Source organism: Rhizobium sp. BR 249, assembly GCF_047445895.1.
Lineage (GTDB): Bacteria > Pseudomonadota > Alphaproteobacteria > Rhizobiales > Rhizobiaceae > Rhizobium.
Genome location: NZ_JARWKX010000031.1, coordinates 40,437 through 64,955 on the forward strand (window position 1 = coordinate 40,437; position 24,519 = coordinate 64,955).

27 protein-coding genes are annotated in these 24,519 nt (G+C 61.7%); 13 read left to right on the top strand and 14 right to left on the bottom strand.

The window, feature by feature from the left end; genetic code table 11:
* Positions 1-245: 245 nt before the first annotated feature.
* The 4 genes from petA to QD408_RS23760 all read left to right on the top strand — a co-directional run bounded on the left by petA (position 246) and on the right by QD408_RS23760 (position 3,734).
* The gene (petA, locus tag QD408_RS23745; RefSeq protein ID WP_088681918.1) at positions 246-824 is read left to right on the top strand and encodes a ubiquinol-cytochrome c reductase iron-sulfur subunit; all 579 of its coding nucleotides are present in this window, start codon (positions 246-248) and stop codon (positions 822-824) included.
* Positions 825-838: 14 nt separating this feature from the next.
* The gene (locus QD408_RS23750; protein ID WP_088681919.1) at positions 839-2,119 is read left to right on the top strand and encodes a cytochrome b; all 1,281 of its coding nucleotides are present in this window, start codon (positions 839-841) and stop codon (positions 2,117-2,119) included.
* A 25-nt stretch (positions 2,120-2,144) separates the two neighbouring features.
* Complete coding sequence (locus tag QD408_RS23755; RefSeq protein WP_088681920.1) at positions 2,145-3,026, top strand: cytochrome c1; 882 nt, start codon at positions 2,145-2,147, stop codon at positions 3,024-3,026.
* 165 nt (positions 3,027-3,191) lie between these two features.
* Positions 3,192-3,734: an adenine phosphoribosyltransferase gene (locus tag QD408_RS23760; protein ID WP_088681921.1), complete on the top strand. Its 543-nt coding sequence runs from the start codon at positions 3,192-3,194 to the stop codon at positions 3,732-3,734.
* 18 nt (positions 3,735-3,752) lie between these two features.
* Here the strand turns inward: QD408_RS23760 and QD408_RS23765 are convergent, their stop codons facing one another.
* Both QD408_RS23765 and QD408_RS23770 read right to left on the bottom strand, forming a co-directional pair.
* On the bottom strand, positions 3,753-4,220 hold the full coding sequence (locus tag QD408_RS23765; RefSeq protein ID WP_088681922.1) for a MaoC family dehydratase: 468 nt from the start codon (positions 4,218-4,220) through the stop codon (positions 3,753-3,755).
* Positions 4,217-4,705, bottom strand: a complete 489-nt coding sequence (locus tag QD408_RS23770) for a MaoC family dehydratase (protein WP_414140977.1) — start codon at positions 4,703-4,705, stop codon at positions 4,217-4,219. The genes QD408_RS23765 and QD408_RS23770 overlap by 4 nt, the downstream gene beginning before the upstream one ends.
* Positions 4,706-4,897: 192 nt before the next feature.
* Here QD408_RS23770 and QD408_RS23775 point away from each other — a divergent pair, with 192 nt between their 5' ends.
* Positions 4,898-5,971, top strand: coding sequence for a hypothetical protein (locus tag QD408_RS23775; protein ID WP_414140978.1), 1,074 nt, complete (start codon positions 4,898-4,900; stop codon positions 5,969-5,971).
* Positions 5,972-5,989: 18 nt separating this feature from the next.
* On the opposite strand, the gene ychF is transcribed toward QD408_RS23775, so the two are convergent.
* Positions 5,990-7,093, bottom strand: coding sequence for a redox-regulated ATPase YchF (gene ychF / locus QD408_RS23780; protein WP_414140979.1), 1,104 nt, complete (start codon positions 7,091-7,093; stop codon positions 5,990-5,992).
* Positions 7,094-7,232: 139 nt separating this feature from the next.
* On the opposite strand from ychF, the gene QD408_RS23785 reads away from it, so the two are divergent.
* From QD408_RS23785 to clpS, 3 genes are all read left to right on the top strand, one after another.
* On the top strand, positions 7,233-7,490 hold the full coding sequence (locus tag QD408_RS23785; RefSeq protein ID WP_088681926.1) for an AbrB/MazE/SpoVT family DNA-binding domain-containing protein: 258 nt from the start codon (positions 7,233-7,235) through the stop codon (positions 7,488-7,490).
* A complete protein-coding gene (locus QD408_RS23790; protein ID WP_088681927.1) occupies positions 7,487-7,888 on the top strand; it encodes a type II toxin-antitoxin system VapC family toxin in 402 nt (133 codons plus the stop codon). The genes QD408_RS23785 and QD408_RS23790 overlap by 4 nt, the downstream gene beginning before the upstream one ends.
* Positions 7,889-7,981: 93 nt before the next feature.
* The gene (gene clpS, locus QD408_RS23795) at positions 7,982-8,293 is read left to right on the top strand and encodes an ATP-dependent Clp protease adapter ClpS (RefSeq protein ID WP_414140980.1); all 312 of its coding nucleotides are present in this window, start codon (positions 7,982-7,984) and stop codon (positions 8,291-8,293) included.
* 6 nt (positions 8,294-8,299) lie between these two features.
* Here clpS and QD408_RS23800 read toward each other — a convergent pair whose 3' ends face one another.
* From QD408_RS23800 to QD408_RS23820, 5 genes are all read right to left on the bottom strand, one after another.
* Entirely contained in the window at positions 8,300-8,761 is a 462-nt protein-coding gene (locus tag QD408_RS23800; protein WP_414140981.1) for a GNAT family N-acetyltransferase, read from the bottom strand.
* Complete coding sequence (gene pth / locus QD408_RS23805) at positions 8,758-9,489, bottom strand: aminoacyl-tRNA hydrolase (RefSeq protein ID WP_088681930.1); 732 nt, start codon at positions 9,487-9,489, stop codon at positions 8,758-8,760. Before pth ends, QD408_RS23800 begins: the two co-directional genes overlap by 4 nt.
* A gap of 92 nt (positions 9,490-9,581) precedes the next feature.
* Positions 9,582-10,295, bottom strand: coding sequence for a substrate-binding periplasmic protein (locus tag QD408_RS23810; RefSeq protein ID WP_414140982.1), 714 nt, complete (start codon positions 10,293-10,295; stop codon positions 9,582-9,584).
* Positions 10,296-10,319: 24 nt separating this feature from the next.
* Complete coding sequence (locus QD408_RS23815; protein WP_088681932.1) at positions 10,320-12,671, bottom strand: EAL domain-containing protein; 2,352 nt, start codon at positions 12,669-12,671, stop codon at positions 10,320-10,322.
* 209 nt (positions 12,672-12,880) lie between these two features.
* Positions 12,881-13,489, bottom strand: a complete 609-nt coding sequence (locus tag QD408_RS23820) for a 50S ribosomal protein L25/general stress protein Ctc (RefSeq protein ID WP_414140983.1) — start codon at positions 13,487-13,489, stop codon at positions 12,881-12,883.
* 400 nt (positions 13,490-13,889) lie between these two features.
* Between QD408_RS23820 and QD408_RS23825 the strand changes: the two genes are divergently transcribed.
* The gene (locus QD408_RS23825; RefSeq protein WP_414140984.1) at positions 13,890-15,434 is read left to right on the top strand and encodes a hypothetical protein; all 1,545 of its coding nucleotides are present in this window, start codon (positions 13,890-13,892) and stop codon (positions 15,432-15,434) included.
* A gap of 211 nt (positions 15,435-15,645) precedes the next feature.
* On the opposite strand, the gene QD408_RS23830 is transcribed toward QD408_RS23825, so the two are convergent.
* The 6 genes from QD408_RS23830 to lgt form a co-directional block, all read right to left on the bottom strand.
* Entirely contained in the window at positions 15,646-16,578 is a 933-nt protein-coding gene (locus tag QD408_RS23830) for a ribose-phosphate pyrophosphokinase (RefSeq protein ID WP_088681935.1), read from the bottom strand.
* A gap of 105 nt (positions 16,579-16,683) precedes the next feature.
* A complete protein-coding gene (locus QD408_RS23835; RefSeq protein ID WP_088681936.1) occupies positions 16,684-17,496 on the bottom strand; it encodes a hypothetical protein in 813 nt (270 codons plus the stop codon).
* Positions 17,497-17,601: 105 nt separating this feature from the next.
* On the bottom strand, positions 17,602-18,753 hold the full coding sequence (locus QD408_RS23840) for a M24 family metallopeptidase (protein WP_088681937.1): 1,152 nt from the start codon (positions 18,751-18,753) through the stop codon (positions 17,602-17,604).
* A gap of 5 nt (positions 18,754-18,758) precedes the next feature.
* Positions 18,759-19,553 (bottom strand): peptidoglycan editing factor PgeF, encoded by a 795-nt coding sequence (gene pgeF / locus QD408_RS23845; protein WP_088681938.1) that lies wholly within the window; start codon positions 19,551-19,553, stop codon positions 18,759-18,761.
* A gap of 113 nt (positions 19,554-19,666) precedes the next feature.
* Complete coding sequence (locus tag QD408_RS23850; protein ID WP_414140985.1) at positions 19,667-20,767, bottom strand: class I SAM-dependent methyltransferase; 1,101 nt, start codon at positions 20,765-20,767, stop codon at positions 19,667-19,669.
* Between the two features lie 18 nt (positions 20,768-20,785).
* A complete protein-coding gene (gene lgt, locus QD408_RS23855; protein WP_414140986.1) occupies positions 20,786-21,634 on the bottom strand; it encodes a prolipoprotein diacylglyceryl transferase in 849 nt (282 codons plus the stop codon).
* Between the two features lie 202 nt (positions 21,635-21,836).
* Here lgt and QD408_RS23860 point away from each other — a divergent pair, with 202 nt between their 5' ends.
* The 4 genes from QD408_RS23860 (at position 21,837) to QD408_RS23875 (ending at position 24,172) form a co-directional block, all read left to right on the top strand.
* Positions 21,837-22,097, top strand: a complete 261-nt coding sequence (locus QD408_RS23860) for an accessory factor UbiK family protein (RefSeq protein ID WP_010065892.1) — start codon at positions 21,837-21,839, stop codon at positions 22,095-22,097.
* 392 nt (positions 22,098-22,489) lie between these two features.
* Positions 22,490-22,990 (top strand): YbjN domain-containing protein, encoded by a 501-nt coding sequence (locus tag QD408_RS23865; protein WP_088681941.1) that lies wholly within the window; start codon positions 22,490-22,492, stop codon positions 22,988-22,990.
* Between the two features lies 1 nt (position 22,991).
* Complete coding sequence (gene proC, locus QD408_RS23870) at positions 22,992-23,819, top strand: pyrroline-5-carboxylate reductase (protein WP_414140987.1); 828 nt, start codon at positions 22,992-22,994, stop codon at positions 23,817-23,819.
* Positions 23,820-23,830: 11 nt separating this feature from the next.
* Positions 23,831-24,172 (top strand): tRNA-binding protein, encoded by a 342-nt coding sequence (locus QD408_RS23875; protein ID WP_414140988.1) that lies wholly within the window; start codon positions 23,831-23,833, stop codon positions 24,170-24,172.
* Positions 24,173-24,519: the final 347 nt, after the last annotated feature.

Sequence of the window (24,519 nt, forward strand, 5' to 3'; positions counted from 1 at the left end):
ATCATGCCGGCTTTTTTGTTGCAATGCAGCATAATGGCAAGCGGGTGTTTGCCGTAAAAAATTCATCGGAAATTTCCCGCGACATTGTGCCCTCATCCCCTTGTCAAGGCTGGACATAATTTGCGATCAAGCTTAGAACGCGCCGGATTGCCGGGGAATCTATGGCCGAATTGTGTCCAGAGAGATTCGTTGGTAGAGGGGGCAGGGCGGAATTCCGCGATAATTGCGCAGAGGATGGTTAAGCCGTGAGCGAACACGAAACGACAAGCGAGGCTTCGACAGAGCCCACTCGCCGTGATTTCCTTTATCTCACCACTGGTATGGCCGGCGCCGTCGGCGCAGCAGCGGTCGCATGGCCGTTCATCGATCAGATGCGTCCGGATGCGTCGACGTTGGCGCTGGCTTCCATCGAAGTCGATGTCGCGAGCCTCGAGCCCGGCATGTCTTTGACGGTGAAGTGGCGCGGCAAGCCGATCTTCATCCGCAACCGCACGGCTGAGGAAGTCAAGGCCGCAGCCGACGTTCCGATGTCGGATCTCAAGGACCCGGTGGCCCGCAATGCAAACCTTCCTGCCGACGCTCAGGCAACGGGCGTCGACCGCTCGGGCGGCGAAGGCAAGGAAAACTGGATCGTCATGATCGGCACCTGCACCCATCTCGGCTGCGTTCCGCTCGGCCAGGCCGGCGAATACAATGGTTGGTTCTGTCCCTGCCATGGCTCGGTCTACGACACGGCCGGCCGCATTCGGAAGGGTCCCGCGCCTCAGAATCTGGCGATCCCGACCTTTTCATTTGTGTCCGATACCAAAATCAAGATCGGTTGAGGGGAGACTGATTCATGAGTGGCCATTCCAGCTACGAACCATCAACCGGCTTCGAGAAATGGGTCGACGCGCGCCTGCCGCTGCCGCGCATGATCTATGACAGCTTCGTGGCATATCCGGTTCCGAGAAACCTGAACTATGCCTATACTTTCGGCGCCATGCTTTCCGTCATGCTGGTCGTGCAGATCCTGACGGGCATTGTGCTCGCCATGCATTACGCCGCAGATACGATGATCGCCTTCAACTCCGTTGAAAAGATCATGCGCGACGTCAATCACGGCTGGCTGCTGCGCTACATGCACGCCAACGGCGCATCCTTCTTCTTCGTCGCCGTCTACCTGCACATCGCCCGTGGCCTCTATTACGGTTCCTACAAGGCGCCGCGCGAAATCCTCTGGATCCTCGGCGTTGTCATCTACCTGCTGATGATGGCGACCGGCTTCATGGGCTACGTCCTTCCCTGGGGGCAGATGTCCTTCTGGGGCGCGACCGTCATCACCGGCTTCTTCTCGGCCTTCCCGATGATCGGCGAATCGCTCCAGCAGTTCCTGCTCGGCGGCTTTGCCGTCGAACAGCCGACGCTGAACCGCTTCTTCTCGCTGCACTACCTGCTGCCCTTCATGATCGCCGGCGTCGTCGTGCTGCACATCTGGGCGCTGCACGTCACCGGCCAGACGAACCCGACGGGCGTCGAGGTCAAGACGAAGACGGACACGGTGCGCTTCACGCCCTATGCGACGATGAAGGATGCGCTCGGCGTCTCGGTCTTCCTGCTGGTCTATGCCTATTTCGTCTTCTACATGCCGAACTTCCTCGGCCATGCCGACAACTACATCCCGGCCGACCCGTTGAAGACGCCGGCCCACATCGTTCCGGAATGGTACTTCCTGCCGTTCTACGCGATGCTGCGTTCGATCACCTTCAACATCGGCCCGATCGACTCCAAGCTCGGCGGCGTGCTCGTCATGTTCGGCGCGATCATCGTGCTGTTCTTCCTGCCCTGGCTCGATACTTCCAAGGTTCGCTCCGCGGTCTACCGTCCCTGGTACAAGCTGTTCTATTGGCTGTTCGTGATCAACGCGATCATCCTCGGCTGGCTCGGCTCTCAGCCGGCGGAAGGGAGCTTCGTCATCATCTCGCAGATCTGCACGCTCCTCTACTTCGCCTTCTTCCTGGTTGCCATGCCGGTGCTCGGCCTCGTAGAGACGCCGCGCCGCATCCCGAACTCGATCACCGAAGCGGTGCTCGAGAAGCGCACCAAGACAGCTGCCGCCAGTGCAGCGGCCAATGCGTAAGCGCGCGACGGAAGGGAACAGAAACATGAAAACGCTTGTTGCAAGCATTCTCTCGCTCGCTCTCGTGGCCGGTCTCAGCAGCGCTGTCCTGGCCGAGGAGGCGCCCGCCGAAGGTGCGGCTCCGGCTCATCACGCGGAAGGCGAGACGCCGCATTATCCGCTGAAGCATCCGAAGGAGGAGGAGTGGTCTTTCGCCGGTCCGTTCGGCCATTACGACAAGGGCCAGCTCCAGCGCGGCCTCAAGGTCTACACGGAGGTCTGTGCGGCCTGTCACTCGATGAAGCTCGTGCCTTTCCGCATGCTCGGCGAACTCGGCTATTCCGACGCGCAGGTGAAGGCCTTCGCTGCGAATTACGAGGTCCAAGACGGTCCCAACGCCAGCGGCGAGATGTTTACCCGCAAGGCGGTGCCTTCCGATTACTTCCCGTCGCCTTTCCCGAATGCCGAAGCCGCGGCTGCGTCCAACAATGGCGCGGCTCCGCCCGATTTCTCGCTGATCGCCAAGGCTCGCGCCGTCACCCGCGGCTTCCCGCAATTCGTTTTCGACATCTTCACCCAGTATCAGGAAGGCGGCCCGGATTATATCCATGCACTGCTGACCGGGTATGAAGAGCCGCCGGCGGGTTTCCAGGTGCCGCAGGGTGGACATTATAACCCTTATTTCAATGCTGCCGCCGTCCTCGCCATGCCGAAGCCGCTCTCCGATGGTCAGGTGACCTATGACGATGGCGCGCCGGCGACCGTCGACCAGTATTCCAGGGATGTTTCCGCCTTCCTGATGTGGGCTGCCGAGCCGCATCTCGAAGAGCGCAAGCGCACCGGCTTCATGGTCATGGTCTTCCTGGCGATCTTCAGCATTCTGATCTATCTGACGAAGCGCTCGGTCTACGCCAACAAGGAACATTGAGCGTTTCTTGCCTGAATTCGAAAGGCGGCTTGCGAGCCGCCTTTTTTGTGCCTGCCGCTCTGCATTGATGCCAGCCGGCAATCCCTTCGGAAAACCGCTTACACTTTTCGGCTTCATGATCTAGGGTGCGGGCCGTTTCTTGCCCTCGCAGAATATGGACTTTCCATGAACAATACGCTTTCGGAGCTCGCCGCCAGCATCCGCTCCATTCCCGACTATCCCAAGCCCGGCATCATTTTCCGCGACATCACCACGCTGCTCGGCAACCCCCGCGCTTTCCGCCGGGCGGTCGACGAACTCGTGCAGCCCTATGCGGGCACGAAGATCGACAAAATCGCCGGCATGGAGGCCCGCGGCTTCATTCTCGGCGGTGCGGTGGCGCACCAGCTTTCCTCGGGCTTCGTTCCGATCCGCAAGAAAGGCAAGCTGCCGCATGACACCGTGCGTATCGCCTACAGCCTGGAATATGGCGTCGACGAGATGGAGATGCACCGCGATGCGGTCGAGCCCGGCGAGAAGGTGATCCTGGTCGACGATCTGATCGCCACCGGCGGCACGGCCGTGGGGGCGACGCAGCTTCTGCGCCAGATGGGCGCGGAGGTTGTCGGCGCCTGCTTCGTCATCGACCTGCCTGACCTTGGCGGCCGCAGGAAGCTGGAAGAACTCGGCGTCAACGTGCACACGCTGGTCGAATTCTCCGGGCACTGAGCCTGTATTCCGACGGCGTCAGTCGAATTCCAGCACACCGCTTTCGAAGCGCATGACGGGATCGCCGTTCTGATTGACGCCTTCGCAGAGAATGGTGTTGAGGTGCCAGCCCGGCCGCGACGTGAGCGGCCGGCTGGAGAGAAGGGTGACGGAATAGGTCACGACGTCGCCTGCAAAGACCGGCCGCAGCCATTGCAGCTTCTGAAAGCCGGGCGAGGGGCCGAGGTTCGGCGCCGTCAGGCCTCTTTCCCCAAGCGCGATGCTTTGCTTTTTCCAGAAGGCGAGGAAGGTCCGCATCCAGGCGGCCGTGGTGTGCCAGCCCGAGGCGCAGAGGCCGCCGAAAAGGGTGTCTTTCGCGGCTTCCTTGTCGATATGAAAACGCTGCGGATCGTAGCGTCTGGCAAAGCGGATGATGTCTTCCTCGGTAAAGGCATAGCTGCCGATCTCGGCCTTCTCGCCGAAAGGGTACAGTTCGGACATTCTCATGCCGGCAGCTCCGAGCTCATGCTGGTGTCCTGCTGAGGGCGCATGCGGATCATGATCGAGTTCTCCGAGAGGCAGACGAGTTCGCCGCGCTGGTTTTCCACCGCATGGCGGAACTTGACGATGCCCATGCCCTGGCGCGAGCGCATCGGCCGGGCTTCGAGAACGCTCGAATGGCCCTGCAGCGTATCGCCTGCGAGCACCGGCTTTCGCCATTCCATCAGATCGATGCCCGGCGCGCCCTCGCAGAGCGCATTCAGCACGTAGCTGTCGGCCATCATGCGCATCAGCATCGCTGAGGTATGCCAGCCTGAGGCGGCAAGTCCGCCGAGAATGCTGGCGCGGCCGGCAGCCTCGTCGAGATGCATCGGCTGCGGATCGAACTCGCTGGCGAACTCGATGATTTCTTCGGCGAGCACCAGCTTGGGGCCGAGGAGGAAACGGCGTCCGGGCTCGAAATCCTCGAAAGACAGCTTTTCTGCCGACATTTTCTCCTCCGCCATATGCAGCGCCTGGAACAGGATGTTCTCAGGCCGCTCGGCCTAAAATCTAAATCCTGTTCTACATTAAAGAGTTAGAGCATGATGTTATCCGAAAACCGCTTACGCTTTTCGGCATCATGCTCTAGTGCTTACAATAGCATTCGCGCGGGCTCAATGATTCCGGGGAGATAAACCGGCATGACGGAACTGAGGTCGATACTTGACGAGGCGGCGCGGCAGGGGCTGATTTCGCCGGAGGCGGGCGGGCGGCTTTTGCCGTTCCTTGCCGAGCGCGGCGTGGCCGTCGCCGGGGTGCCGCCGGCAGCCGCCGCCGAGGGGCAGGCATGGTCGGATACGGAGACGCCGCGTTTCGTGCGGGGCTTCCATGACGTGCTGATCACCATCGGCGTTATCGTCGCGCTCGTCGGCCTCTGGGGGCTGGCGCCGCTTTACGCCGTGCCGGTGGCAATCATCGTGCTTTCGGAAATTCTGGTGCGCCGCCAGCGGCTCGCCCTGCCGGCGGTCAGCCTGGCGATCGCGCTGTTCTGCTGGATATTTTTCCTGATGTCCCGCGTTTTCACGCCTTGGACCTCCGAAATCGGGGCGGATCTGACACAGTTCGTCGCCGGCTTTCCGATCATTCTCGGCGTTTACTATGCCCGCTATCGCGTGCCGTTGTCGCTGGCGCTCACTATTATGTCGACGCTTGCCTTGGTGCTCACGCTGCTTTTGCGCCTGGTGCAATGGCTAAGCGGCAATCCCGCCTTTTTCGTCGATCATCTCGGCGTGCTGGCCGCGGTCGCTTTCGTCTGCGCGCTCGGCCTCTTCGCGACGGCGCTTTATTTCGACCTCGGCGACCGGCTACGGCGGACGACGCGTTCGGATATCGCGTTCTGGCTGCATCTCGGTGCGGCGCCGGCGCTGCTCTACAGCACCGTCTCCCTGCTGTCGTTCGGGGAAGGCGGTCGTATCTTCGACTTGGCGAACATGTCGGCCCGGACGCCCGTGGTCGTCGCGACCGTGGCGGCGCTGATGCTGATCGGCCTCGTCATCGATCGCCGCGCCTTCGTCACTTCGGGGCTGCTGTCGCTCGGCGTTGCGATCTTCAGCGTCGTCCGGAAGGGAAATGCGACTGTCGATACCTACATCTTCACGACGCTGATCGTCGTCGGCGCGATCGTGCTCATTATCGGAACGGGCTGGATGCCGCTGCGTCGGCTGGTGCTCAGGGCACTGCCTTCGGCAATCGCGAACAGGCTGCCGCCCGGTTGAGGCGGCAGCCAACTTCGATCAGGTGTTGAAGCGGAAGTGGATGACGTCTCCGTCCTGGACGACGTATTCCTTGCCTTCGTCGCGCGCCTTGCCGGCATCTTTCGCGCCGACTTCGCCGTTGAATTTGATGTAATCGTCATAGGCGATGGTGTTGGCGCGGATGAAGCCCCGCTCGAAATCCGAATGGATGACGCCGGCGGCCTGCGGGGCCTTGGTGCCGCGCTCGATCGTCCAGGCGCGCGTTTCCTTCGGACCGACGGTGAAATAGGTGATGAGGTGCAGCAGCTTGTAGCCGGCGCGGATCAGCCGGTCGAGACCGGCCTCATCGAGATCGAGGGCGGAGAGGAATTCCTTGGCTTCCTCTTCGGCAAGCTGGGCGACCTCAGCTTCGATCGCCGCCGAGATGATGACGGTTTCGGCACCCTGTTCCTTTGCCATGGCGGCGACGGCGGCGGTGAATTCGTTGCCGGTCGAGGCATCGCCTTCGGCGACGTTGCAGACGTAGAGCACCGGATGCGAGGTAAGCAGGTTGAGGCCCTTGAGGATGGCAATCTCCTCGGCATCGAGCTTCGACAACAGCGTGCGCACCGGCTTGCCTTCGTTGAGCAGCTTCAGCGAGGCTTCCATGATCGGCAGCATTGCCATGGAATCCTTGTCTTTGCTGGTGGCGCGCTTGCGCGCCTGCTCGGTGCGGCGTTCCAGGCTCTCGAGATCGGCGAGCATCAACTCGGTCTCGATCGTTTCGGCGTCGGCGACCGGGTTGATGCGGCCCTCGACGTGGGTGATGTCGCTGTCTTCGAAGCAGCGCAGCACATGCACGATGGCATCGACTTCGCGGATATTGGCGAGGAACTGGTTGCCGAGGCCTTCACCCTTCGAGGCGCCGCGCACCAGGCCGGCAATGTCGACGAAGGAGATGCGGGTCGGGATCAGTTCCTTGGACTTGGCGATGTCGGCCAGCTTGCGCATGCGCGGATCGGGCACGGCGACTTCGCCGGTGTTCGGCTCGATGGTGCAGAAGGGGTAGTTCGCCGCCTGTGCAGCCGCCGTTTTGGTGAGCGCGTTGAAGAGGGTCGATTTGCCGACGTTCGGCAGACCGACGATGCCGCATTTGAAGCCCATGGCTTGATGTCCGTGTTTGTGAAAACTTTGCCCCTGCCTATGGGGGAACACCTTTCCCCGGTCAAGGGTCCATGAAATTAAAGCTCCATTGAAAGTAAGGCAAAACTGCCTTACTTTCAATGGAGGCAGGAGTGGTGTGATGGTCAGGCTCAAGGTTACGGCGAAAGGTCAGGTGACCCTCAAGAAAGAGGTTCTCGACCATCTCGGGATAGCGCCCGGTGATGAGATCGAGATCGATCTCCTGCCGAGGGCCAGTGGAAATATCCATGCGATCAAATCGACGGTGCCTATCGAGCGTCTGTTCGGCATGTTTTCTCATAAGGCCGACAGAGCCTATTCTATCGACGAGATAAATGAAGTGATCGAGGCTGGATGGGCTGGCGAGGATAAGGTTTGAAGGTCGTCGTCGATACGAACATTCTCGTGCGGATGTTCACGCGCGACCATCCTGTCGAAAGTCCGAAGGCAGAAGAGTTCCTCCGGTCCTACCGGATCGTTGTGCCGAACCAAACGCTTTGTGAATTGGCCTGGGTTCTTCGACGGCTCTATAAATTCGACGCAGCTGAGGTGAAGCAGGCGCTGACGTATCTCGCAGAGGCGGAGACGGTTACGCTCGATCGTGCCGCTGTTGCGAGCGGTCTTTTATTCCTGGAGGCCGGCGGCGATTTCGCGGATGGCATCATTGCGCTCGAAGGCGAAAGACTTGGCGGAGAAAGTTTTGCGACATTCGACAGGAAAGCCGCTGCCATTCTTCGAAAAGCCGGCCAGAATTGCCTCCTGCTCTCCGTTGACTGATATTTACGTCATTGAACTGCCGTGCTGACGGTGCAATATAGTCCGGCGGATGTTTCTTCCGCCTTTTCATGTCATCAACGGGTGGATTTTCCGATGAGTGACAATGACGTTGCCCTGAAACCGAAGACCAAGGTGAAGCCGAAGCTGGACAGGCCGAAGCTCTACAAGGTCATTCTCGTCAACGACGATTATACGCCGCGCGAATTCGTCATCGTGATCCTGAAGGTCGTTTTCCGCATGAGCGAGGAGACCGGCTATCGGGTGATGATAACGGCGCACAAGCTCGGCTCCTGCGTGGTCATCGTCTGCGCCAGGGATATTGCCGAGACCAAGGCCAAGGAGGGCATCGACCTTGCCAAGGAGATGGGCTTTCCGCTGATGTTCACCACCGAGCCTGAGGAATAGCTGGGTTCAGGGCCGGCGGATCTGATAGCCCGTCTTGTCCTGCAGGAAGCCGCAATTCTCGTAGAAGCGCAGCGTCGCCGGGTTCTTGGAGCCGGTCAGCAGCATCACCTTGTAGCAGCCGGCCTTCCAGGCCTCGGTCACGGCATGGTCGATGACGGCGCCGGCGTAGCCGTGCCGGCGATGATCGGCATGGGTGACGACGTTTTCGATGAGCGCGTAGGAGGCTGCATTCCGCGTCAGATTTGGGACGACGATCAGCGTGGCGGTCGCAGCCGCGAAACCGCCGGCAAAGCCGATGAACAGGGTCATGCCGGGCTGAGCGAGAATGGCGGAGAAGCGCTCCTCGGCCACGGTCTTGTCAAGGACCGGATCGGCCGGGTTCAGATGTTCGTAGAGGGTGGCCAATCCCGGGAAATCGCCGGCGGCGGCCGGACGGATGGTAAAATCCTGGTCCGGCATCCGGCTCATTCTCCCTTGTTGCCGAACATCTTCTTCAGCATCTCGGCCATCGGGCCGGTGGTTGGCAGCTTCGGCTGATTGCTGTTGCGGGCCTGGCGGATATGCGACTGGCCTGCCGGTTTCTTGTCGCTATCCTTGCTTTCTTTTCGCGGCTTCTCTTCCTCGGCCTTGCCGCCGAGCGCCAGGGCGATCTTGTTCATCAGCTGCGAATCCTCGTTTCGCACCAGCATATCGGCATTGTCGGCGAGCGTATCGAGAAGCGGCTCCACCCAGGCCCTGTCGGCCTTGGCGAAATCGCCGAGCACGTGGTTCTGCACCATTTCCTTGACGCCGGGATGGCCGATGCCGAGGCGCAGCCGCCGGTATTCCTTGCCGCAATGGGCGTCCAGCGATTTGATGCCGTTGTGGCCGCCATGGCCGCCGCCGGTCTTCAAGCGCGCCTTGCCCTGGGGAAGGTCGAGTTCGTCGTAGATCGCGACGAGGTCGGCGGGCTGGAGTTTGTAGAAGCGCATTGCCTCGCCGACGGCCTCGCCCGAGAGGTTCATATAGGTCTGCGGCTTGATCAGCAGCACCTTTTCGCCACCAAGTTCGCCCTCGGCGATCTCGGCCTTGAACTTCTTCGACCAGGGCGAGAAGCTGTGACGGCGATGAATGGCGTCGACGGCCATGAAGCCGATATTGTGGCGGTTGCCGGCGTATTTGCCGCCGGGATTGCCGAGACCCGCGATGATCAGCATGGCCTGTCGTCCTCGCTTAAGCTTTTCCGACGTTCACCACCCGGAAACGGGAGCAAAGTCAAGCGGAAAGGGCAATGACGTACCGAGCGGCATCAATCCGACAGGTTCATGCCGTATTTCTGGAAGATCTGCTTCTGGTCGCCGTCGGCAATCAGTTTGTTGAGCGCCGCCTGCATCTTGGCGAGCAGATCGTCCGGAAAACTTTTCTCGCAGGCGATCCCCATCGGCTGGGCGGAGAGCACGGTCACCAACTCCACCGGCTGGTCGGCCTTCAGCTTGTCGAAATAGAGTTCGGAGATCGGCATCATGTCGATGCGCGCGCTCAGGAGCTTGCGCAGCGTCGCGTTGAAGTCGCTGGCGACATCGAGCTTGGGGAAGCCCTTCTCCTTCAGGATCGTCTCGGTATAGTCCTCGCGCTGCGTGCCGACCGTATATTTCTTCGCCTCTTCCAGATTGGCGGCGGTGACGCCGGAGCCCTTGCGGGTGATCAGGATGTTGCGGTCGATGAGCAGCGGCTCGACCCATTTGAACAGCGGGTCGCGCGCGCTGTTGTGAGCGGTGGCGAAGACGCAGGTCATCGGCACCGTGCGGGCAAGGCTGAAAGCGCGCGCCCAGGGCATGACCTCGATCGTGTAGTCGACGCCGATTGCGGCCATGACCTTTTCGACCTGTTCGACCGTCGCGCCCTTGATCTCCTTGCCTTCACGATAGTTGAAGGGGGCGTAGTCCTCGGTGGTGAAAGCCACGGTTTGCGCATGGGCGGCGCAGGGCAGCGCCAGGCAGGCGAGAAGCAGGAGCTTTTTCATCGGATCATCTCCTTGGTTCTTCGATCACGAGGCGCGGGCGACGTCGGACTGCGACCCCACCAGTTCCTCGATGAGCTTGGCTGCATGCTGCGGGCGATGGAAGAGGTAGCCCTGGCCGTAGTCAAGCCCCATCTGGTGGAGCGTGCGGCATTCCTCTTCGGTCTCGATGCCCTCGGCGATGACGGTGCAGTTCATCTTGTGCGAGAGCGTGGTGATGCCTTCGATCAGCATGCGGCTCTTCTGGCGCACATCGTCGTCGCCGTCGTTGATCGCACGGGTGAAGGACTGGTCGATCTTGATGATGTCGACCGGGAAACGGTTGAGGTAGCTCAGCGACGAGTAGCCGGTGCCGAAATCGTCGAGCGCGATGCGGCAGCCGAAGCGGCGCAGTTCGGTGACGATCATGCGGATCTGCGGATTGTCGTGCATCAGCACCGCTTCGGTGATTTCGACGACGATGCGTTCGGCGCGGATGCCGTGGCGGCCGACGATGGCGGCAAGGCGGGCCGGCAGCGCCGGCTCGAACTGCAGCGGCGAGAAATTGATGGCGAGATAGGTATCCTGCATCCCCGGTATGCGGGAAATCTTCGCCAGGTTGGCGATCGCCTTTTCCATGATGACGTTGCCGACGCGGACGATCTTTGCCGTCTCCTCGGCGACGTTGATGATCTCGGCCGGCGGCATCAGGCCTTTTTGCGGATGGTTGAGGCGCATCAGCGCCTCGAAGCCGGCAATGCCGCGGCCGTTCAGGTTGACGATCGGCTGCAGGAAGGCCTCGAACCAGTTCTCGGCGAGGCCGGCTTCGATATTGGCCTCGATCTCGGCGCGGCTGCGGGCGCGGTCGAGCATGGCGTTGTCGAAGAGCTGCGAGCCGTTCTTGCCGTCGCGTTTCTTGGCGTACATCGCCATGTCGGATTTCTGCAGCAGCTCGGCGGCTGTCGTGGCGTGGCTGGGATAGACGGCGATGCCGATCGAAGCGCTCAGGTGCATGTCGGGGCCGAAGGGCGTGTCGAAGATCGAGGCGATCTGCTCGCACATCATCCTGGCGCGCTTCTCGGCGTCCTTGGCCGGCAGCAGGATGGCGAATTCGTCGCCGCCGAGGCGGGCGGCCTCGTCGGAGGGCGCAAGATGCGTCTTAAGGCGCTCGACGAGCTCGATCAGCGCCATGTCGCCGGCGGCATGGCCCATATTGTCGTTGATCCACTTGAAGCGGTCGAGATCGACGAAGAGGCAGGCGAGCTCATGTCCGGCGGCGTCGGCGGCGGCAATCTTGCTGTCGAGGACGGCTTCGAAGCCCTGGCGGTTGAGCAGCCCGGTCAGGTGGTCGGTGATCGCCTGGCGATGATTGCGGTCCTCGGAGGCCTTGAGCTCGGTCACATCGGTCATGACGGACAGCGAGAGACGGTCTTGAGCGCCGGCTTCCGCTTCCGATTCCATGATGAGCACGTCCATGATGCGGCCGTCCATGCAGACGAACTTGACGGTGACGGCCATGCCGTTTTCCGCCTCGCGGCGCTTGACGAACCTGTCGCGGGTGTTGGGGGTGACGAGGTTGGCGAAGTTGCGGCCGATGACGGAGGCGCGGTGATAACCCGTGGCGAAAAGCCAGTAGTCGCTGACGGCGGTGATGCGGTCTTCCTCGTCGAGCGAGAAGAGCATGGCAGGCGTCAGATTGTAGATGTCGGTGGCGCGGCGATGGGCGAACTTCAGCTCCTTCTCCTCGCTTTCGAGCTTGGTCTGCATCTCGTTGAAGCTGCGGGCGAGTCGTCCCATCTCATCGTTCGACTGCCAATCGACGTGATGACGGGAGCCGAGCTGGCGGGTGGCCTCGATTGCGGCCGTCAGCCGCATCAGCGGCTGGATGACGAAGATGCGGTTGCCGATCAGCGCCGTACCGAAAACGGTCAATACCGCGAAGATGAAGATCGAGATGAAGACGACCTCTTCCTGCTTCAGGCCGGAAAACAGGCCGAGGGCGGGATAATAGACGCTGATGCTGCCGAGGTTCTTCGGGCCGTCGACGGTATTGTAGATGATGGCGCGCGAGACCTGCACAAGCTTGCCGTCGAAGGAGCGCGGAATGGTGGATTGGCTGACGTCGAGCTGGCCCGACTGGTCGCGCACTTCAACCTTGACGATTGCGCCCTGGGAAACGACCGTCGCGCTGATCTGGGTCACGCTGTCCTCATCGAGGTCCCAGAGGGGCTTGGCCAGCGCCTGAGCATTGGCGACAAGAAGAACGGAGATATGGTCTCGTATTTCCTTGTCGGCCCGTTCGGAGGAAAGAAACAGGAAGAGAACAAAGAGGGGGGCGACGAAGACGAGCAGCGCTCCGCACACTATCGCAAAAAATCTGTTCTCAACGGAATTGTTCATTGGTTCCGTCTACTCCCCCTGGACCGGCCCTGTTTGCTGTCGCGCTTTAGGACGGGCTTCTTCGCAGCTGACGGAGCATGCTTTCACAAATTTCTTAAATGTTGCTGAAACGGCAACCATTCCGGGCAATGAAAAGGCCCGCTTTCCCAGTGAACTAGGGCTAGTTCACGGGAAAGCGGGCCATATGCTTTACAAATTGGTCGAAGCGATCAGGCTTCGGATTCGCCTTCCGCGGCGCTCTCGTCGATGCCAGCAGCCGGAGCGACGATGGTCGCGATCGTGAAGTCACGGTCGATGACCGGGGTGACGCCCTTCGGCAGAGAGACTTCCGAAATGTGGATGCTGTCGCCGATCTTCTTGCCGCTGAGGTCGATGTTGAAGAATTCCGGGATCGCATCGGCCGGGCAGTGAACTTCGACTTCGTGACGGACGATGTTCAGGACGCCGCCGACCTTGAGGCCCGGGGACTTCGCTTCGTTGACGAAGTGAACCGGGATTTCGACGGTCACCTGGGTGTTGCCGGAGACGCGCAAGAAATCGACATGCAGCGTGAAGTCGCGGACCGGATCGAGCTGATAGTCCTTCGGCAGAACCTTGTACTTCTTGCCGTCGACTTCGATGGTCGCTACGGTGGTCATGAAGCCACCGGCGTGAATGCGCTTCGTCACCTCATTGGTGTTGATAGCGATGGCAATGGGGGCCTGCTTGTCACCATAGATGACAGCGGGAATCAAACCGTTGCGGCGAAGTTCACGGGCGGACCCCTTACCAACCCGTTCGCGCGCCTCGGCCTTGAGCTCGTAAGTTTCCTGGCTCATGGCTTTTCCTTTCGAGGTTATTTGGAGAGTTCGGCGGCGGGCAAAAGCCTTTTGCCATCGAACCGGAGGCGGGTTTCCCCATCCTCATCCGCGTTGCCTCCAAGGGTGTCTACGCGGACCGGTGGCCTATATTATAAGTCGGTCGGAAACGCAAGTTGCCGATTGCGGCGCTTTTTCGGCGATATACAGCCTTTCGCCAAGGCGCTCAATCATGCGGGCCGGTCAACCTGGCGAGATCGCATTCGCCTGCCGCCTCAATGAGAAAACCTTGAAATCACGCGCGATCTGCGCCTGTTCAAAGGCAAAATTGCCAGTGCTTATCGCCACTTGGCTTGACATCCGCACGCTTCGCATCTTTGGATGGCCGCAATCAAAAAGCGGCTGAGGAGAAAACCAGACTATGCGTCTCAAACTTGTCACGGCAACGAGCATGCTTGCCCTTTGCCTTTTCACCGCGGCCGAGGGCGCGGAGATCAATCAGGACGGCGCCAAAACGGTCAAGGAGACCTTGACGAAGCTGCTTCCGGAGGACTGGGCGAAGAGCGGCTTCATTACCGTCAACCCGGCCGGCACGCGCTATGAGGTCATCTACGATCTGGCGAAGCTGCTTGCCAAGACCGATCCGGCGACCTTCACCATCAAAGGGCTGACACCGTTCTCGATGTTCGCCACGCCGCTCGACAGCGGGCTCTGGAACGTCGAAGGCGACAACAAGTTCAACGTCTCCGGCCATTTCAAAGGCCCGGATCAGAAGCCCACGGATTTCACCTATTCCATCGCTTCGCTTGTTTATACCGGCGTCTTCGACCCGGCGATCAGCTATCTGCGTTCCGGCACCTTCGCGGCCAAGGACATCAAGATGTCCAGCAAGTCCGAAACCGAGGAGGTTCATGCCACCATCGCCAGCATGGACCAGAAGCTGAGTTCGGCGGATAGTGCCGGCGGCAACGGACGTGTCGATTTTGCCGGCACCGGTTCGATGTCCGATTTCGTCGAGCAGGTTTCCGGCCTGCAGATGCCGCCCGTCGAATTCCGTGCCGGTTCGATCGATTTCGAGGCGAAGGTGAACGGCCTGCCGGCAAAGCAGCTTCGCGACATGGTCTTCTTCGTGCTCGATCATCTCGACGAGAAGGAATTGAGCCCGGAAGACAGCGCCAAGATAAAGGGAATAGTGAAGGAAGCCTTCCCGCTTCTGACCTTGTTCAGCGAGACGATCGGGGTCCACGATCTGACGATCAGCAGCGAGATGGGCAAGGGCGGCGCCAAGGCATTCGGCTATAACCTCGCCATCGACGGGCCGAGCGATGCCATGCGTTTCGGCTTCGGCTTGAACGCGCAGGAGATCAGCCTCGACACGCCGCTGATGCCGGCAAATTATGCGAGCTTCATGCCGACCAACTTCGATTTCCAGCTCGCCGTTCCGAATCTGGATTTCGCAAGCCTGGGCGACGCCCTCATGGCGGTGGATTTCAACGCCGAGGCGCCGGAAAAGAGCGGCGAGGAGATGGCGAAGAAACTCTTCCGCGACGGCCGGCTTGCCGTCGAGTTTCCCAAGATCAGCGCCAAGTCCGATGTCTATGACATCGACATGTCGGGCAAGATCGAGGGCCGGGTCGACACCGAGAAGGACTATTCGATGGAGGCGACGATCCTTGCCCGCGATCTCGACAAGACGATCGCGTCGATTCAGGAGCTTGCCAAGACGGATCCCGATCTCAACCAGGTCTCTTTCGGCATCATGATGGTGAAAGGCTTCGCCAAGACCGATCCCGACGGCCGTTCGCGCTGGGACATCAGCATCAGTCGCGATGGCGCGATCACTGTCAACGGCCAGGTGGTCAAGGGACCGGATGGTCCGGATCAGGATCGGGGGCTGGAGCCGGAGACGGAGCAGGAACCGGATGAAGGTCAGGACGCTGTCCCTGCGCCGCCGCAGCAGCCTTGAACGTTCTCAATTGGAATCAAAGATGAGGAGGCCGGCCCTGTGCCGGCCTTCAGGCTGCTGACAAACCGCTGCAAATCCCGCGACGTCATCCTCGGCCTTGTGCCGAGGATCTGCTTCGGCCGATTAAATGGCTGAAAAAAACGCTTTTGCGTCAAATAATTGCAGTGGTCAGGTGCTCGGCACGAGGCCGAGCATGACGGAGAAGACGGTTTTAATCGAAGAGGCTGGAGACGGACTCTTCCTGGGCGGTTCGGCTGATGGCTTCGCCGATCAGCGGCGCCGTCGTCACGACGCGGATATTGTGCGCTGAGAGCACCGCCGTCGTCGGCTGGATCGAGTCGGTAATCACGAGTTCGCGCAGCTTCGAGGAGGTGACGCGAGTGACCGCGCCGCCGGAAAGAACGCCGTGGGTGATATAGGCGGTGACGCTGGCGGCGCCCTGGGCGAGCAGGGCATCGGCCGCGTTGCAGAGCGTGCCGCCGGAATCGACGATGTCGTCGATCAGCAGGCAGTCCTTGCCGGTGACGTCGCCGATGATGTTCATGACTTCGGATTCACCCGGCCGATCGCGACGCTTGTCGACGATGGCCAGCAGACAGTCCAGCCGTTTGGCGAGCGCGCGGGCGCGCACCACGCCGCCGACGTCGGGCGAGACGACCATGACGTTGCTGAGGTCATAATGGCTCTTGATGTCGCGCGTCAGCACGGGCAGGGCGAAGAGGTTGTCCGTGGGGATATCGAAGAAGCCCTGGATCTGCCCGGCATGGAGATCGAGCGTCATGACGCGGTCGGCCCCGGCTTCGGTAATCAGGTTTGCGACCAGCTTGGCGGAGATCGGCGTGCGACCGGATGCGCGGCGGTCCTGACGGGCGTAGCCGAAATAGGGAAGGACGGCGGTGATGCGGCGTGCCGACGAACGACGCATGGCGTCGATCATGATCAGCAGTTCCATCAGATGGTCGTTGGCGGGAAATGCCGTGGGCTGCACGAGGAAAACGTCCTCGCCGCGCACGTTCTCCTGGATTTCCACGAAGATTTCCTGGTCGGCAAACCTTCGAACACTGGCTCTCCCCAAGGGAACATTGAGATAGTTGCAGATCGCTTCGGCGAGTTGCCGGTTCGAATTGCCTGCGAAAACCTTCATTTTGGTCCGCCTGTTATGCGCTGATAGCCGCGCTTTTTAGTCAGCTTCCCTGTGAATGCAAGGGCAAAGGCGTCACAGGCTTTGATATTTGCAAAAAGTTTGTGACTAACCGCCCTGCGACTGCCGCCAGGAGGTGAATTCCGCGATGGTTTTCGAGCCGATCTGCTGCATCACCGAGGCCGGAACGCCCGCCCAGGGATCGGCCGCGGCCGTCGGCACGCTTTCCTGGCCCTGGATGCGGTGTAGGCGCCCCCCGCCATTGTCGAGAATATCCCAGACATAGACGACCGTGACCTTGCCGTCGTCGCTGAAGGCGGAGAGATAGCCTTTGAGGATGTAGTCGCTGCTCGCGTCGTTCGAGCTCTTGATGGAGAGGCCGTGCGCGCGAGCCTCGGAGCCGAGCTGGCGCGAAAGCGGCGTCACCGCCTGAACCGGCGCGCCGATGATCGGCAGGAAGCGGACGGTATTGCCGCGGGCGGACGAGGGGCCGGGGTTGAGGGCGGCAGTCTGCCGAGGCTGTTGCGTCTCGGCCGCCGGAGCGGCAGGTTCTTCGCCGCTTGACGGCGGCGGCAGCGATTGCCCCTCGATCGGGGCGGAGGCGGCGGGCGAGGAATCGTTGCGCGACAAAGCGTCGGCCTGCTCCTGCATCGTCGTCGGGGGTGCGCCGGAACCGGGCCGATAGGCGCGCTGTGTTTGGTCGTAGGCCGGGTGATAGCCGCCCTGCCGCGTATTTGCGGCGAAGGCCGGCTGGCGGGTGCCTGCCAGGCTCTCGGCCTCGCTCTGCGTGACCGGGCTCGATGGCGCACTCGCCGAGGAATCGCCGATGTCGACCATCGGCGTCAGCGCATCGGTGGTGTTGCAGGCGGTCAGCTGAGCCATGACGAAGAGGAGCGTGGGCACAATCGCAGCTCGCGTCATCCCTTGATCCGTCCTTCCCACATTCACGTCAGCCCCGCCTGGATTTATGCGGGCGGGGATGGTCCTCTGTCAATTCCCGGATTCTCACCGGTCGATTCCAGCCGGTCAGAGGCCGATGAAATCGAGCGGGTGGCGGGAAAGCGTGCGCGGCGCATCCGCCGTCGTCAGATAGGTCTGGCCGAGCGTCATTGCCGTGCCCGTGTCGGAATCGGCGATGATCATGTGCACGAAGAGCGACATGTTCGGCTCGATCGGCTGCGGATTGCCGACATGGAACATCTGATGCTCCATCCAGGAGGGCGAGAAGCGGGCACCGAGCGAATAACCGCAGGCGTTCAGCCGGTGGCGGGCAAGGCCGCGCTCGTCCATGATGCGGGCATGCATGTCGAAGACGTCGCCGAAGGTGTGGCCGGGCTTCAGCACCGTCTCGATCGCCTCGATGGTTTCGCGGCAGGCATTGTAGAGTTCGCGATGGCGCTGCATCGGCTCGCCGATGACGATCGTGCGCATCATGGCGGCATGATAATGCGCGTAAGTGCCGGCCCATTCGAGCGTCAGCTGGTCGTTGGCGTCGAGCTTGCGGCGGCCGGCCTTGTAGCGGCAGAGCAGGGCATCGGCACCGGAGCCGATGATGAACTCGTTGGCGGGATAGTCGCCACCGCCGGAAAAGATCGCGCCCTGCATGGCGGCGAGGATATCGGCCTCGTCGGCGCCGGGCTTGGTCAGCCGGATGGCGGCATCGAGCGCATCGTCGGCGAGAAGGGCGGCGCGCTCGACATAGGCGACCTCAGTCGGGCTCTTGACGAGGCGCAGGCGGCTGACGAGGTAGGAGGCGTCGACGATCTGGCCGAAGGTGGTCAACTGCGCGTCGAGCAGGCGGGCGACGCGGCCGGTCATGCCGTGCGTGTCGTATTCGACGCCGATGCGGGCGCCGAGCAGGTCCATCTCGACCATGAGGTTCTTCAGGTCGAGCGTCGGATCGGCATTGACCCTGTCGACCCAGATGTGGACGTCGTCGAGAATCGAAGTGTGCTTGGCCTGGCGAAGATCTGCCGAGCGGGTGAGCAGCGCCATGGTGCCGTCGCTCTTGACGATCAGCGTCTGGAAGAAGCAGTAGCCGAAGGTGTCGTAGCCGGTCAGCCAATACATGCTTTCCTGGGCGAAGAGCAGCAGGGCGTCGAGCTTTTCTTCCTTCATCTTCTCGGTGAGGCGCGCAAGCCGGCTTGCGAACTCGGCCTTTTCGAAGTGCAATGCCATTCTGCTCAAGTCTCCCTGATTGATATCGCTGAAATCTGGCGGCCGTAATCCGGCTCTTTGCGATGCGTCGTCCGGCGATAGGAAAAGAAGCGTTCGCTATCCGGATAGGTGCAGAGGCCGAGGCTCTCGGCGCGCACGCCCGCCCGCGTCAGCCGCTCGACGGTCAGTGCCGGCAGATCGAACATGGCGTGGCCCGGTGTTGCCGAAGGCACGAAGAAGCGCTGGTAAGCCGGGTTTTCGGCGAGGAAGCGCTCGACGAATTCCGGGCCGACCTCATAACTTTTCTGGCTGATCGAGGGGCCGAGGCAGGCGACGATGCTGTCTCGTTCCGCGCCCAGCGCCTCCATGGCGGCGACGGTGTTTTCGAGCACGCCGGTCAGCGCGCCCTTCCAGCCGGCATGGGCGGCGCCGATGACGCGGTTGTCGGGATCGGCAAAAAGGATCGGGCCGCAATCGGCGGCGAGCACGCCGAGCACGATCCCCGGCGCTGCCGTCACCAACGCATCCGCCTCGGGGCGGGCGCCGTCGTAATCGGCGCCGATCGTCACGACGTCGGGGGAGTGGACCTGATGCACCGTTGCCAGCCGTTCGAGCGGCAGGCCGAACCATGCGGCGACGCGGCGGCGGTTTTCGATGACATCGTCACGCGCGTCGCTGGAGCCGAGGCCGACATTGAGGCCACGATAGATTCCTTCGGAAACGCCGCCGGCCCGGGTGAAATAACCGTGGCGGATGGTGCTGCCCGTCGCTTCGTTCAGCAGCGCGCTTTCGATCGGTGCGGGAGAGGCCGCGTCCTGCATCTGTGATTCCGGGGTTTTAAAAAGGGGTTTGTATCATCCCGAGCGCATCGCACAGGCGGCGCGCGTCAAGTTTCTGCTTCGCTGGGGATGTTGGCCCAGCCGCGTGCGCCCTGTCAATCCACCGGGCGAAAGGGCATGAGATCGATCGCGGGGTGGGAGACCGCCATGACCTTGAAGAGTTCGCCCATCCGGCCTTCACCGGCGCCGGCGAGCCTGTCGACCGCCGTCTGGATGACCTGCTGGGTCTGCGGCTCGCGATCTTTGCCGAGTGCGGCGGCGCGTTCGAGGATGCCGAGGCCTGTCAGGAAATCGCCCTGGTGCAGGGCGCCGTTCAGATGGAGGCCGGCTGCGAGCGCCGTTTCGGCGAGCTGTTGAAAGTCGACATGGCTCGTCAGGTCGGCTTCGCCGGGATGGGCGAGCGGCGGGTCGAATTCATGCATGCGCACCGCCTGCAGCGTATCGCCGAAGCCGGTGACGAGATGGCCGTAATCGATCGCGAGCGCCGTGCCGCCAAAGGCGCGCAGCCGCTCGCAGATCGCGATCATCACGGCCTGGCGGGCGGGCGAAATCTCGAAGAGCGTGCCGAGCGGCAGGTTCTGCACCGGTTCGGGGAGAAGTGCGGGATCGAGGCCGGCGACGCCGGCGGCAAAGGTCAGCTCGCCATCGGCATCGAGCCCGACCATGCGCTCGCGGAAGCCGGTCTGCGTGCGGATGAACTGGCGGATCGGGATCGCGTCGAACAGCTCGTTGGCGGCAATCAGGGTGAAGCCTGCCGGCACCTCGTCGAAGCCTTCATGCCAGGCGATCTTTTCGCCGTAGGACTCGAGCGTCTGGCTCTGGACGTCGCGCAGGCGCTCGCTGGTTTCGACGAGATGCACGCTCATCGTGTCGAAAAGCGGCGGGGCGATGCGGGCGATGACACGCAGCATATCCGCCATCATCGTGCCGCGGCCGGGGCCGATCTCGACCAGGCGGACACCCGCCGGCGTGCCGTGGCGCTGCCAGGCATGGACGATGAAGACGCCGATCATCTCACCGAAGATCTGGCTGACCTCGGGCGCGGTGACGAAATCGCCGGAGCGGCCGAAGGGCTCGCGGGTGCGGTAATAGCCGTGTTCGGGATCGGCAAGGCAGAGCGAGAAATAATCGGTGACGCTGATCGGGCCGTTGGCCTGGATGATCGCCTTGATCTTTTCGCCTAGAGCGGTGGTCATGTCGTGCATCCTGCCGGTTTAGAGCTGGAGGGCAGCCTGGCGGCGGGCCCGCAGCATTGCCCAGACGCCGAGCAGGATCATCGGGGAAGAGAGCACCATGCCCATGGTCAGCCAGTTCGTGCCGAGGAGGTAGCCGAGCTGGGCATCCGGCTCGCGGAAGAACTCGACGAAGATGCGCGACAGCGCATAACCGCAGACGAAGACGCCGGTGATGAAGCCGGGGCTTTTCAGCGCACGCATGCCATAGACGAGGGCGGCTAGCACGAGGAGCAGAACGATGCCTTCGAGGCCGGCCTCGTAAAGCTGGCTCGGATGGCGGGCGAAGGGACCGCCGGTCGGGAAGACCACGGCCCAGGGCACGTCGGTCAGCCGGCCCCAGAGCTCGCCATTGATGAAATTGGCAATGCGGCCGAAGAACAGGCCGAAGGGAACGACGGCGGCGACGATATCGAACAGGCTCCAGATCGGAATGGCATTGCGGCGGGCAAAGATGATCATGGCGATCGTCGTGCCGGTCAGGCCGCCGTGGAAGGACATGCCGCCGTTCCAGATCTGGACCGCGCGGATGGGATCGCGCAGCACGGCGGAGAGGTCATAGAAGAAGATGTAGCCGAGACGGCCGCCGAGCACGACGCCGAGGGCTGCCCAGACGATGAAATCGTCGAGCTGCGTCTTCGTCATCGGCGATGTATTGCCCGGCCAGAGACTGTCATTGGCGGCGAGGCGGCGCGCATAGGCCCAGCCGAGCAGGATGCCGGCGACATAGGCCAGGCCGTACCAGTGAATCGCCACAGGACCGAGCGAAAAGGCGATCGGATTGATGTCAGGGAAAGGCATGATGGCAAGGAGATTGGCGGCTGTCGGCAAGGTTTTCCCATCCGTTAAGATCGGCGGAACATGCCGCCGCGATCCCGGACGGTCAAGTGCATTGTTCGTGATCGCACTTCCGCCGCCCGCTCCAGCGAGACTATCCCGCGCAAAGCGCTTGCATCGCGGGTGGCGAAGCCCTACCTCAATCTTCGAGGCCCCGAAGGGCTGAATTCACCTTATATGAAGGGAGAAAAACGCCATGACGACCGGAACGAACCGCATCATGGACGAGTTCGCCAAGCTGATGACCGATGCGGCGGGTGCTGCCCAGGGCGTTCGCAAGGAGATCGAGACCGCTTTCAACGCCCAGGCCGAGCGTTGGCTGAACAGCATGGACATCGTCAAGCGCGAGGAATTCGAGGCCGTGCGCGAGATGGCGATCAAGGCGCGCGACGAGAACGAGGCGCTTGCGGCCCGCATCGCCGCGCTCGAAGCGAAACTTGCCGGCGAAGGCCGCTGAGTCCCGATAAAATACAAGACGCGGCATGGCCTCTTTGCTCCCATGCCGCGTCCGTCACAAAAAATTCAGGTGAGTTTTCCACCTGTGGACACTGCCAAAAAAGCCAATACGCAGAGTCGTTTAATCTCCCTTCTGAATTGAGTTTCGAAGTGCTTTCCACAGCAGGTCCGCCCTATTTTCCCTTCTGGGGGCTGGCAGGTGGCAAGGGTCATTATACACTGATTTTAAATGATGATTCGAAGCGACTTGGTAAGCTCCGGGCAGGTTATCTGCGTTAAGTCTGGCAGCGGTTCAACGATCATCCGAGTGGTGGTTCCGGTATTTGCGTGTGTCTTTTCTTGTGTCTGTAACAGCAAGTTAGGTCGCATTCGTTCCGGTCAAGAAGGTGCTGCATGAACCTGATGGAATTGGAAGTCGAGCGTCAGTCGAACCCGGTCGATATGATCGAGTACGTGGCCTCCAACAATGACTGGTCGTTCGAACGGTCCGGCGAGGACGAGATCGCAATGACGGTCGAAGGCCGCTGGGCGGACTACCATGTCTCCTTCTCCTGGATGGAGGAATTCGAGGCGCTGCATCTCGGCTGCGCCTTCGACATCAAAGTTCCCGACATCAGGGTCAACGAGGTGGTCAAGCTGCTCTCGGCGATCAACGGGCAGGTGCTGATGGGTCATTTCGACCTCTGGCGCCAGGAAGATGTCGTCATCTTCCGCCAGTCGCTGCTGCTTGCCGGCGGCGCGGAGCCCACCAACCGGCAGGTGGAAGTGCTGCTTTCCAGCGCGCTCGACACCTGCGAAGCCTATTTCCAGGCATTCCAGTTCGTCGTCTGGTCCGGCATGGACGCGATGAAGGCGATGGAAGCCGTGCTCTTCGAAACGGTCGGCGAGGCATAAGATGCCGGCGAACGCTTTCTCCTCCAAAAATCCCGTGGTCCTGATCGGCGCCGGAAACATGGGCGGAGCGATGCTCTCCGGCTGGCTGAAAAGCGGCGTTCCCGGCTCGGCCGTCGTCGTCGTCGATCCCGGCCCGTCGCAGGCGATGCTGACGACGATCGGCGAGGCGGGCGCGACGCATCTCACCGCTCTGCCGGCGAAGCTGAAGGCGGGCGTGCTGTTCCTTGCGGTCAAGCCGCAGGTCATGGAGACGGTGCTGCCGCCGTTGAAGAGCGCCGTCGGGCCGGAAACGGTCGTCGTCTCGGTCGCCGCCGGCAAGACGCTCGGCTTCCTCGAAAAACATCTGGGCCAAGCCGCCATGGTGCGCGCCATGCCGAACACGCCTGCCATGGTCGGACGCGGCGTCACCGGCGCCTTCGCCAATGCTGCGGTCAGCGGCGAGCAGCGCGAGCGCGTCCATGCGCTTCTGAAGGTCTCGGGCCCGGTCGAATGGGTGCCCGAGGAGGCCGATATCGATGCCGTGACGGCGCTTTCGGGCAGCGGTCCGGCCTATGTGTTTTATCTCGTGGAATGTATGGCAGAAGCAGGCCGTAAACTCGGCCTGCAGGCGGACCTCGCCATGCGTCTTGCGCGGGAAACGGTCGCGGGGGCTGGTGAACTTTTGCACCAGTCCCCCGACGAAGCTTCGCGGCTGCGGCAGAACGTGACGTCTCCCGGCGGCACGACGGCGGCGGCGCTCGCCGTGCTGATGGCCGACGACGGCATGCAGCCTCTGTTCGACGCGGCCCTTGCGGCGGCGCGCAAGCGGGCCGAGGAACTGGCCGGCTGAGGGAGATCCGCATGGCCGAAGAGATCACCTACGCCGATTTCGAGCGTGTCGACATCCGCGTCGGCACGATCATCGAGGCCAGTCCCTTTCCGGAAGCGCGCAAGCCGGCATACAAGCTGGTCATTGATTTCGGCCCCGAGATCGGCATCAAGAAATCCTCGGCGCAGATCACCGTGCATTACACGCTCGAAAGCCTGATCGGCCGGCAAGTGCTCGGCGTCGTCAACTTCCCGCCGCGGCAGATCGGGCCGGTCCGCTCGGAAGTGCTGACGCTGGGATTCGAGGACGAAAACGGCGCGATCGTGCTTGCGGCGGTCGAACAGCCGGTGCTGAACGGCAGGAAGATGATGTGAGTGTGGATTTACATCAGTTTGCTGGCAAACTCTCTTCCGTCATGCTCGGTCTTGTGCCGAGCATCTGACCACCGCAATTATTTGACAGAAAAACCTTTGTTTTCATAGGCTTAATTTGACGTGCGTAGATCCTCGGCACTGTATGGACCGGAGAGATACCTGACAGATGTTCGGAGACATGCCTGACAGTTGCCTGAGGATTTCTCGGGAGGTTGGCATGGTTTGGCGGGAGGCATCTGTGGTGGATCAACGTCTGGAATTTTGTCGTCTGGCGGGGCTGGAGGGCGCCAACGTTTCGGCGCTTTGCGACCGCTTCGGCATCAGCCGCCAGACGGGCTATGTCTGGC

What these genes read in the sequence shown, in the direction of transcription:
- QD408_RS23860 (WP_010065892.1), top strand. Translation starts at nt 21,837, where the DNA reads ATGACGACCGGAACGAACCGCATCATGGACGAGTTCGCCAAGCTGATG.
- QD408_RS23810 (WP_414140982.1), bottom strand. Translation starts at nt 10,295, where the DNA reads ATGAAAAAGCTCCTGCTTCTCGCCTGCCTGGCGCTGCCCTGCGCCGCC.
- QD408_RS23765 (WP_088681922.1), bottom strand. Translation starts at nt 4,220, where the DNA reads ATGAGAATGTCCGAACTGTACCCTTTCGGCGAGAAGGCCGAGATCGGC.
- QD408_RS23825 (WP_414140984.1), top strand. Translation starts at nt 13,890, where the DNA reads ATGCGTCTCAAACTTGTCACGGCAACGAGCATGCTTGCCCTTTGCCTT.
- QD408_RS23840 (WP_088681937.1), bottom strand. Translation starts at nt 18,753, where the DNA reads ATGGCATTGCACTTCGAAAAGGCCGAGTTCGCAAGCCGGCTTGCGCGC.
- QD408_RS23775 (WP_414140978.1), top strand. Translation starts at nt 4,898, where the DNA reads ATGACGGAACTGAGGTCGATACTTGACGAGGCGGCGCGGCAGGGGCTG.
- QD408_RS23800 (WP_414140981.1), bottom strand. Translation starts at nt 8,761, where the DNA reads ATGAGCCGGATGCCGGACCAGGATTTTACCATCCGTCCGGCCGCCGCC.
- QD408_RS23865 (WP_088681941.1), top strand. Translation starts at nt 22,490, where the DNA reads ATGAACCTGATGGAATTGGAAGTCGAGCGTCAGTCGAACCCGGTCGAT.
- QD408_RS23760 (WP_088681921.1), top strand. Translation starts at nt 3,192, where the DNA reads ATGAACAATACGCTTTCGGAGCTCGCCGCCAGCATCCGCTCCATTCCC.
- QD408_RS23785 (WP_088681926.1), top strand. Translation starts at nt 7,233, where the DNA reads ATGGTCAGGCTCAAGGTTACGGCGAAAGGTCAGGTGACCCTCAAGAAA.
- QD408_RS23830 (WP_088681935.1), bottom strand. Translation starts at nt 16,578, where the DNA reads ATGAAGGTTTTCGCAGGCAATTCGAACCGGCAACTCGCCGAAGCGATC.
- QD408_RS23820 (WP_414140983.1), bottom strand. Translation starts at nt 13,489, where the DNA reads ATGAGCCAGGAAACTTACGAGCTCAAGGCCGAGGCGCGCGAACGGGTT.
- pth (WP_088681930.1), bottom strand. Translation starts at nt 9,489, where the DNA reads ATGCTGATCATCGCGGGTCTCGGCAATCCCGGCGGCAAATACGCCGGC.
- proC (WP_414140987.1), top strand. Translation starts at nt 22,992, where the DNA reads ATGCCGGCGAACGCTTTCTCCTCCAAAAATCCCGTGGTCCTGATCGGC.
- QD408_RS23875 (WP_414140988.1), top strand. Translation starts at nt 23,831, where the DNA reads ATGGCCGAAGAGATCACCTACGCCGATTTCGAGCGTGTCGACATCCGC.
- ychF (WP_414140979.1), bottom strand. Translation starts at nt 7,093, where the DNA reads ATGGGCTTCAAATGCGGCATCGTCGGTCTGCCGAACGTCGGCAAATCG.
- QD408_RS23770 (WP_414140977.1), bottom strand. Translation starts at nt 4,705, where the DNA reads ATGTCGGCAGAAAAGCTGTCTTTCGAGGATTTCGAGCCCGGACGCCGT.
- QD408_RS23750 (WP_088681919.1), top strand. Translation starts at nt 839, where the DNA reads ATGAGTGGCCATTCCAGCTACGAACCATCAACCGGCTTCGAGAAATGG.
- QD408_RS23755 (WP_088681920.1), top strand. Translation starts at nt 2,145, where the DNA reads ATGAAAACGCTTGTTGCAAGCATTCTCTCGCTCGCTCTCGTGGCCGGT.
- pgeF (WP_088681938.1), bottom strand. Translation starts at nt 19,553, where the DNA reads ATGCAGGACGCGGCCTCTCCCGCACCGATCGAAAGCGCGCTGCTGAAC.
- QD408_RS23815 (WP_088681932.1), bottom strand. Translation starts at nt 12,671, where the DNA reads ATGAACAATTCCGTTGAGAACAGATTTTTTGCGATAGTGTGCGGAGCG.
- QD408_RS23850 (WP_414140985.1), bottom strand. Translation starts at nt 20,767, where the DNA reads ATGACCACCGCTCTAGGCGAAAAGATCAAGGCGATCATCCAGGCCAAC.
- clpS (WP_414140980.1), top strand. Translation starts at nt 7,982, where the DNA reads ATGAGTGACAATGACGTTGCCCTGAAACCGAAGACCAAGGTGAAGCCG.
- QD408_RS23835 (WP_088681936.1), bottom strand. Translation starts at nt 17,496, where the DNA reads ATGACGCGAGCTGCGATTGTGCCCACGCTCCTCTTCGTCATGGCTCAG.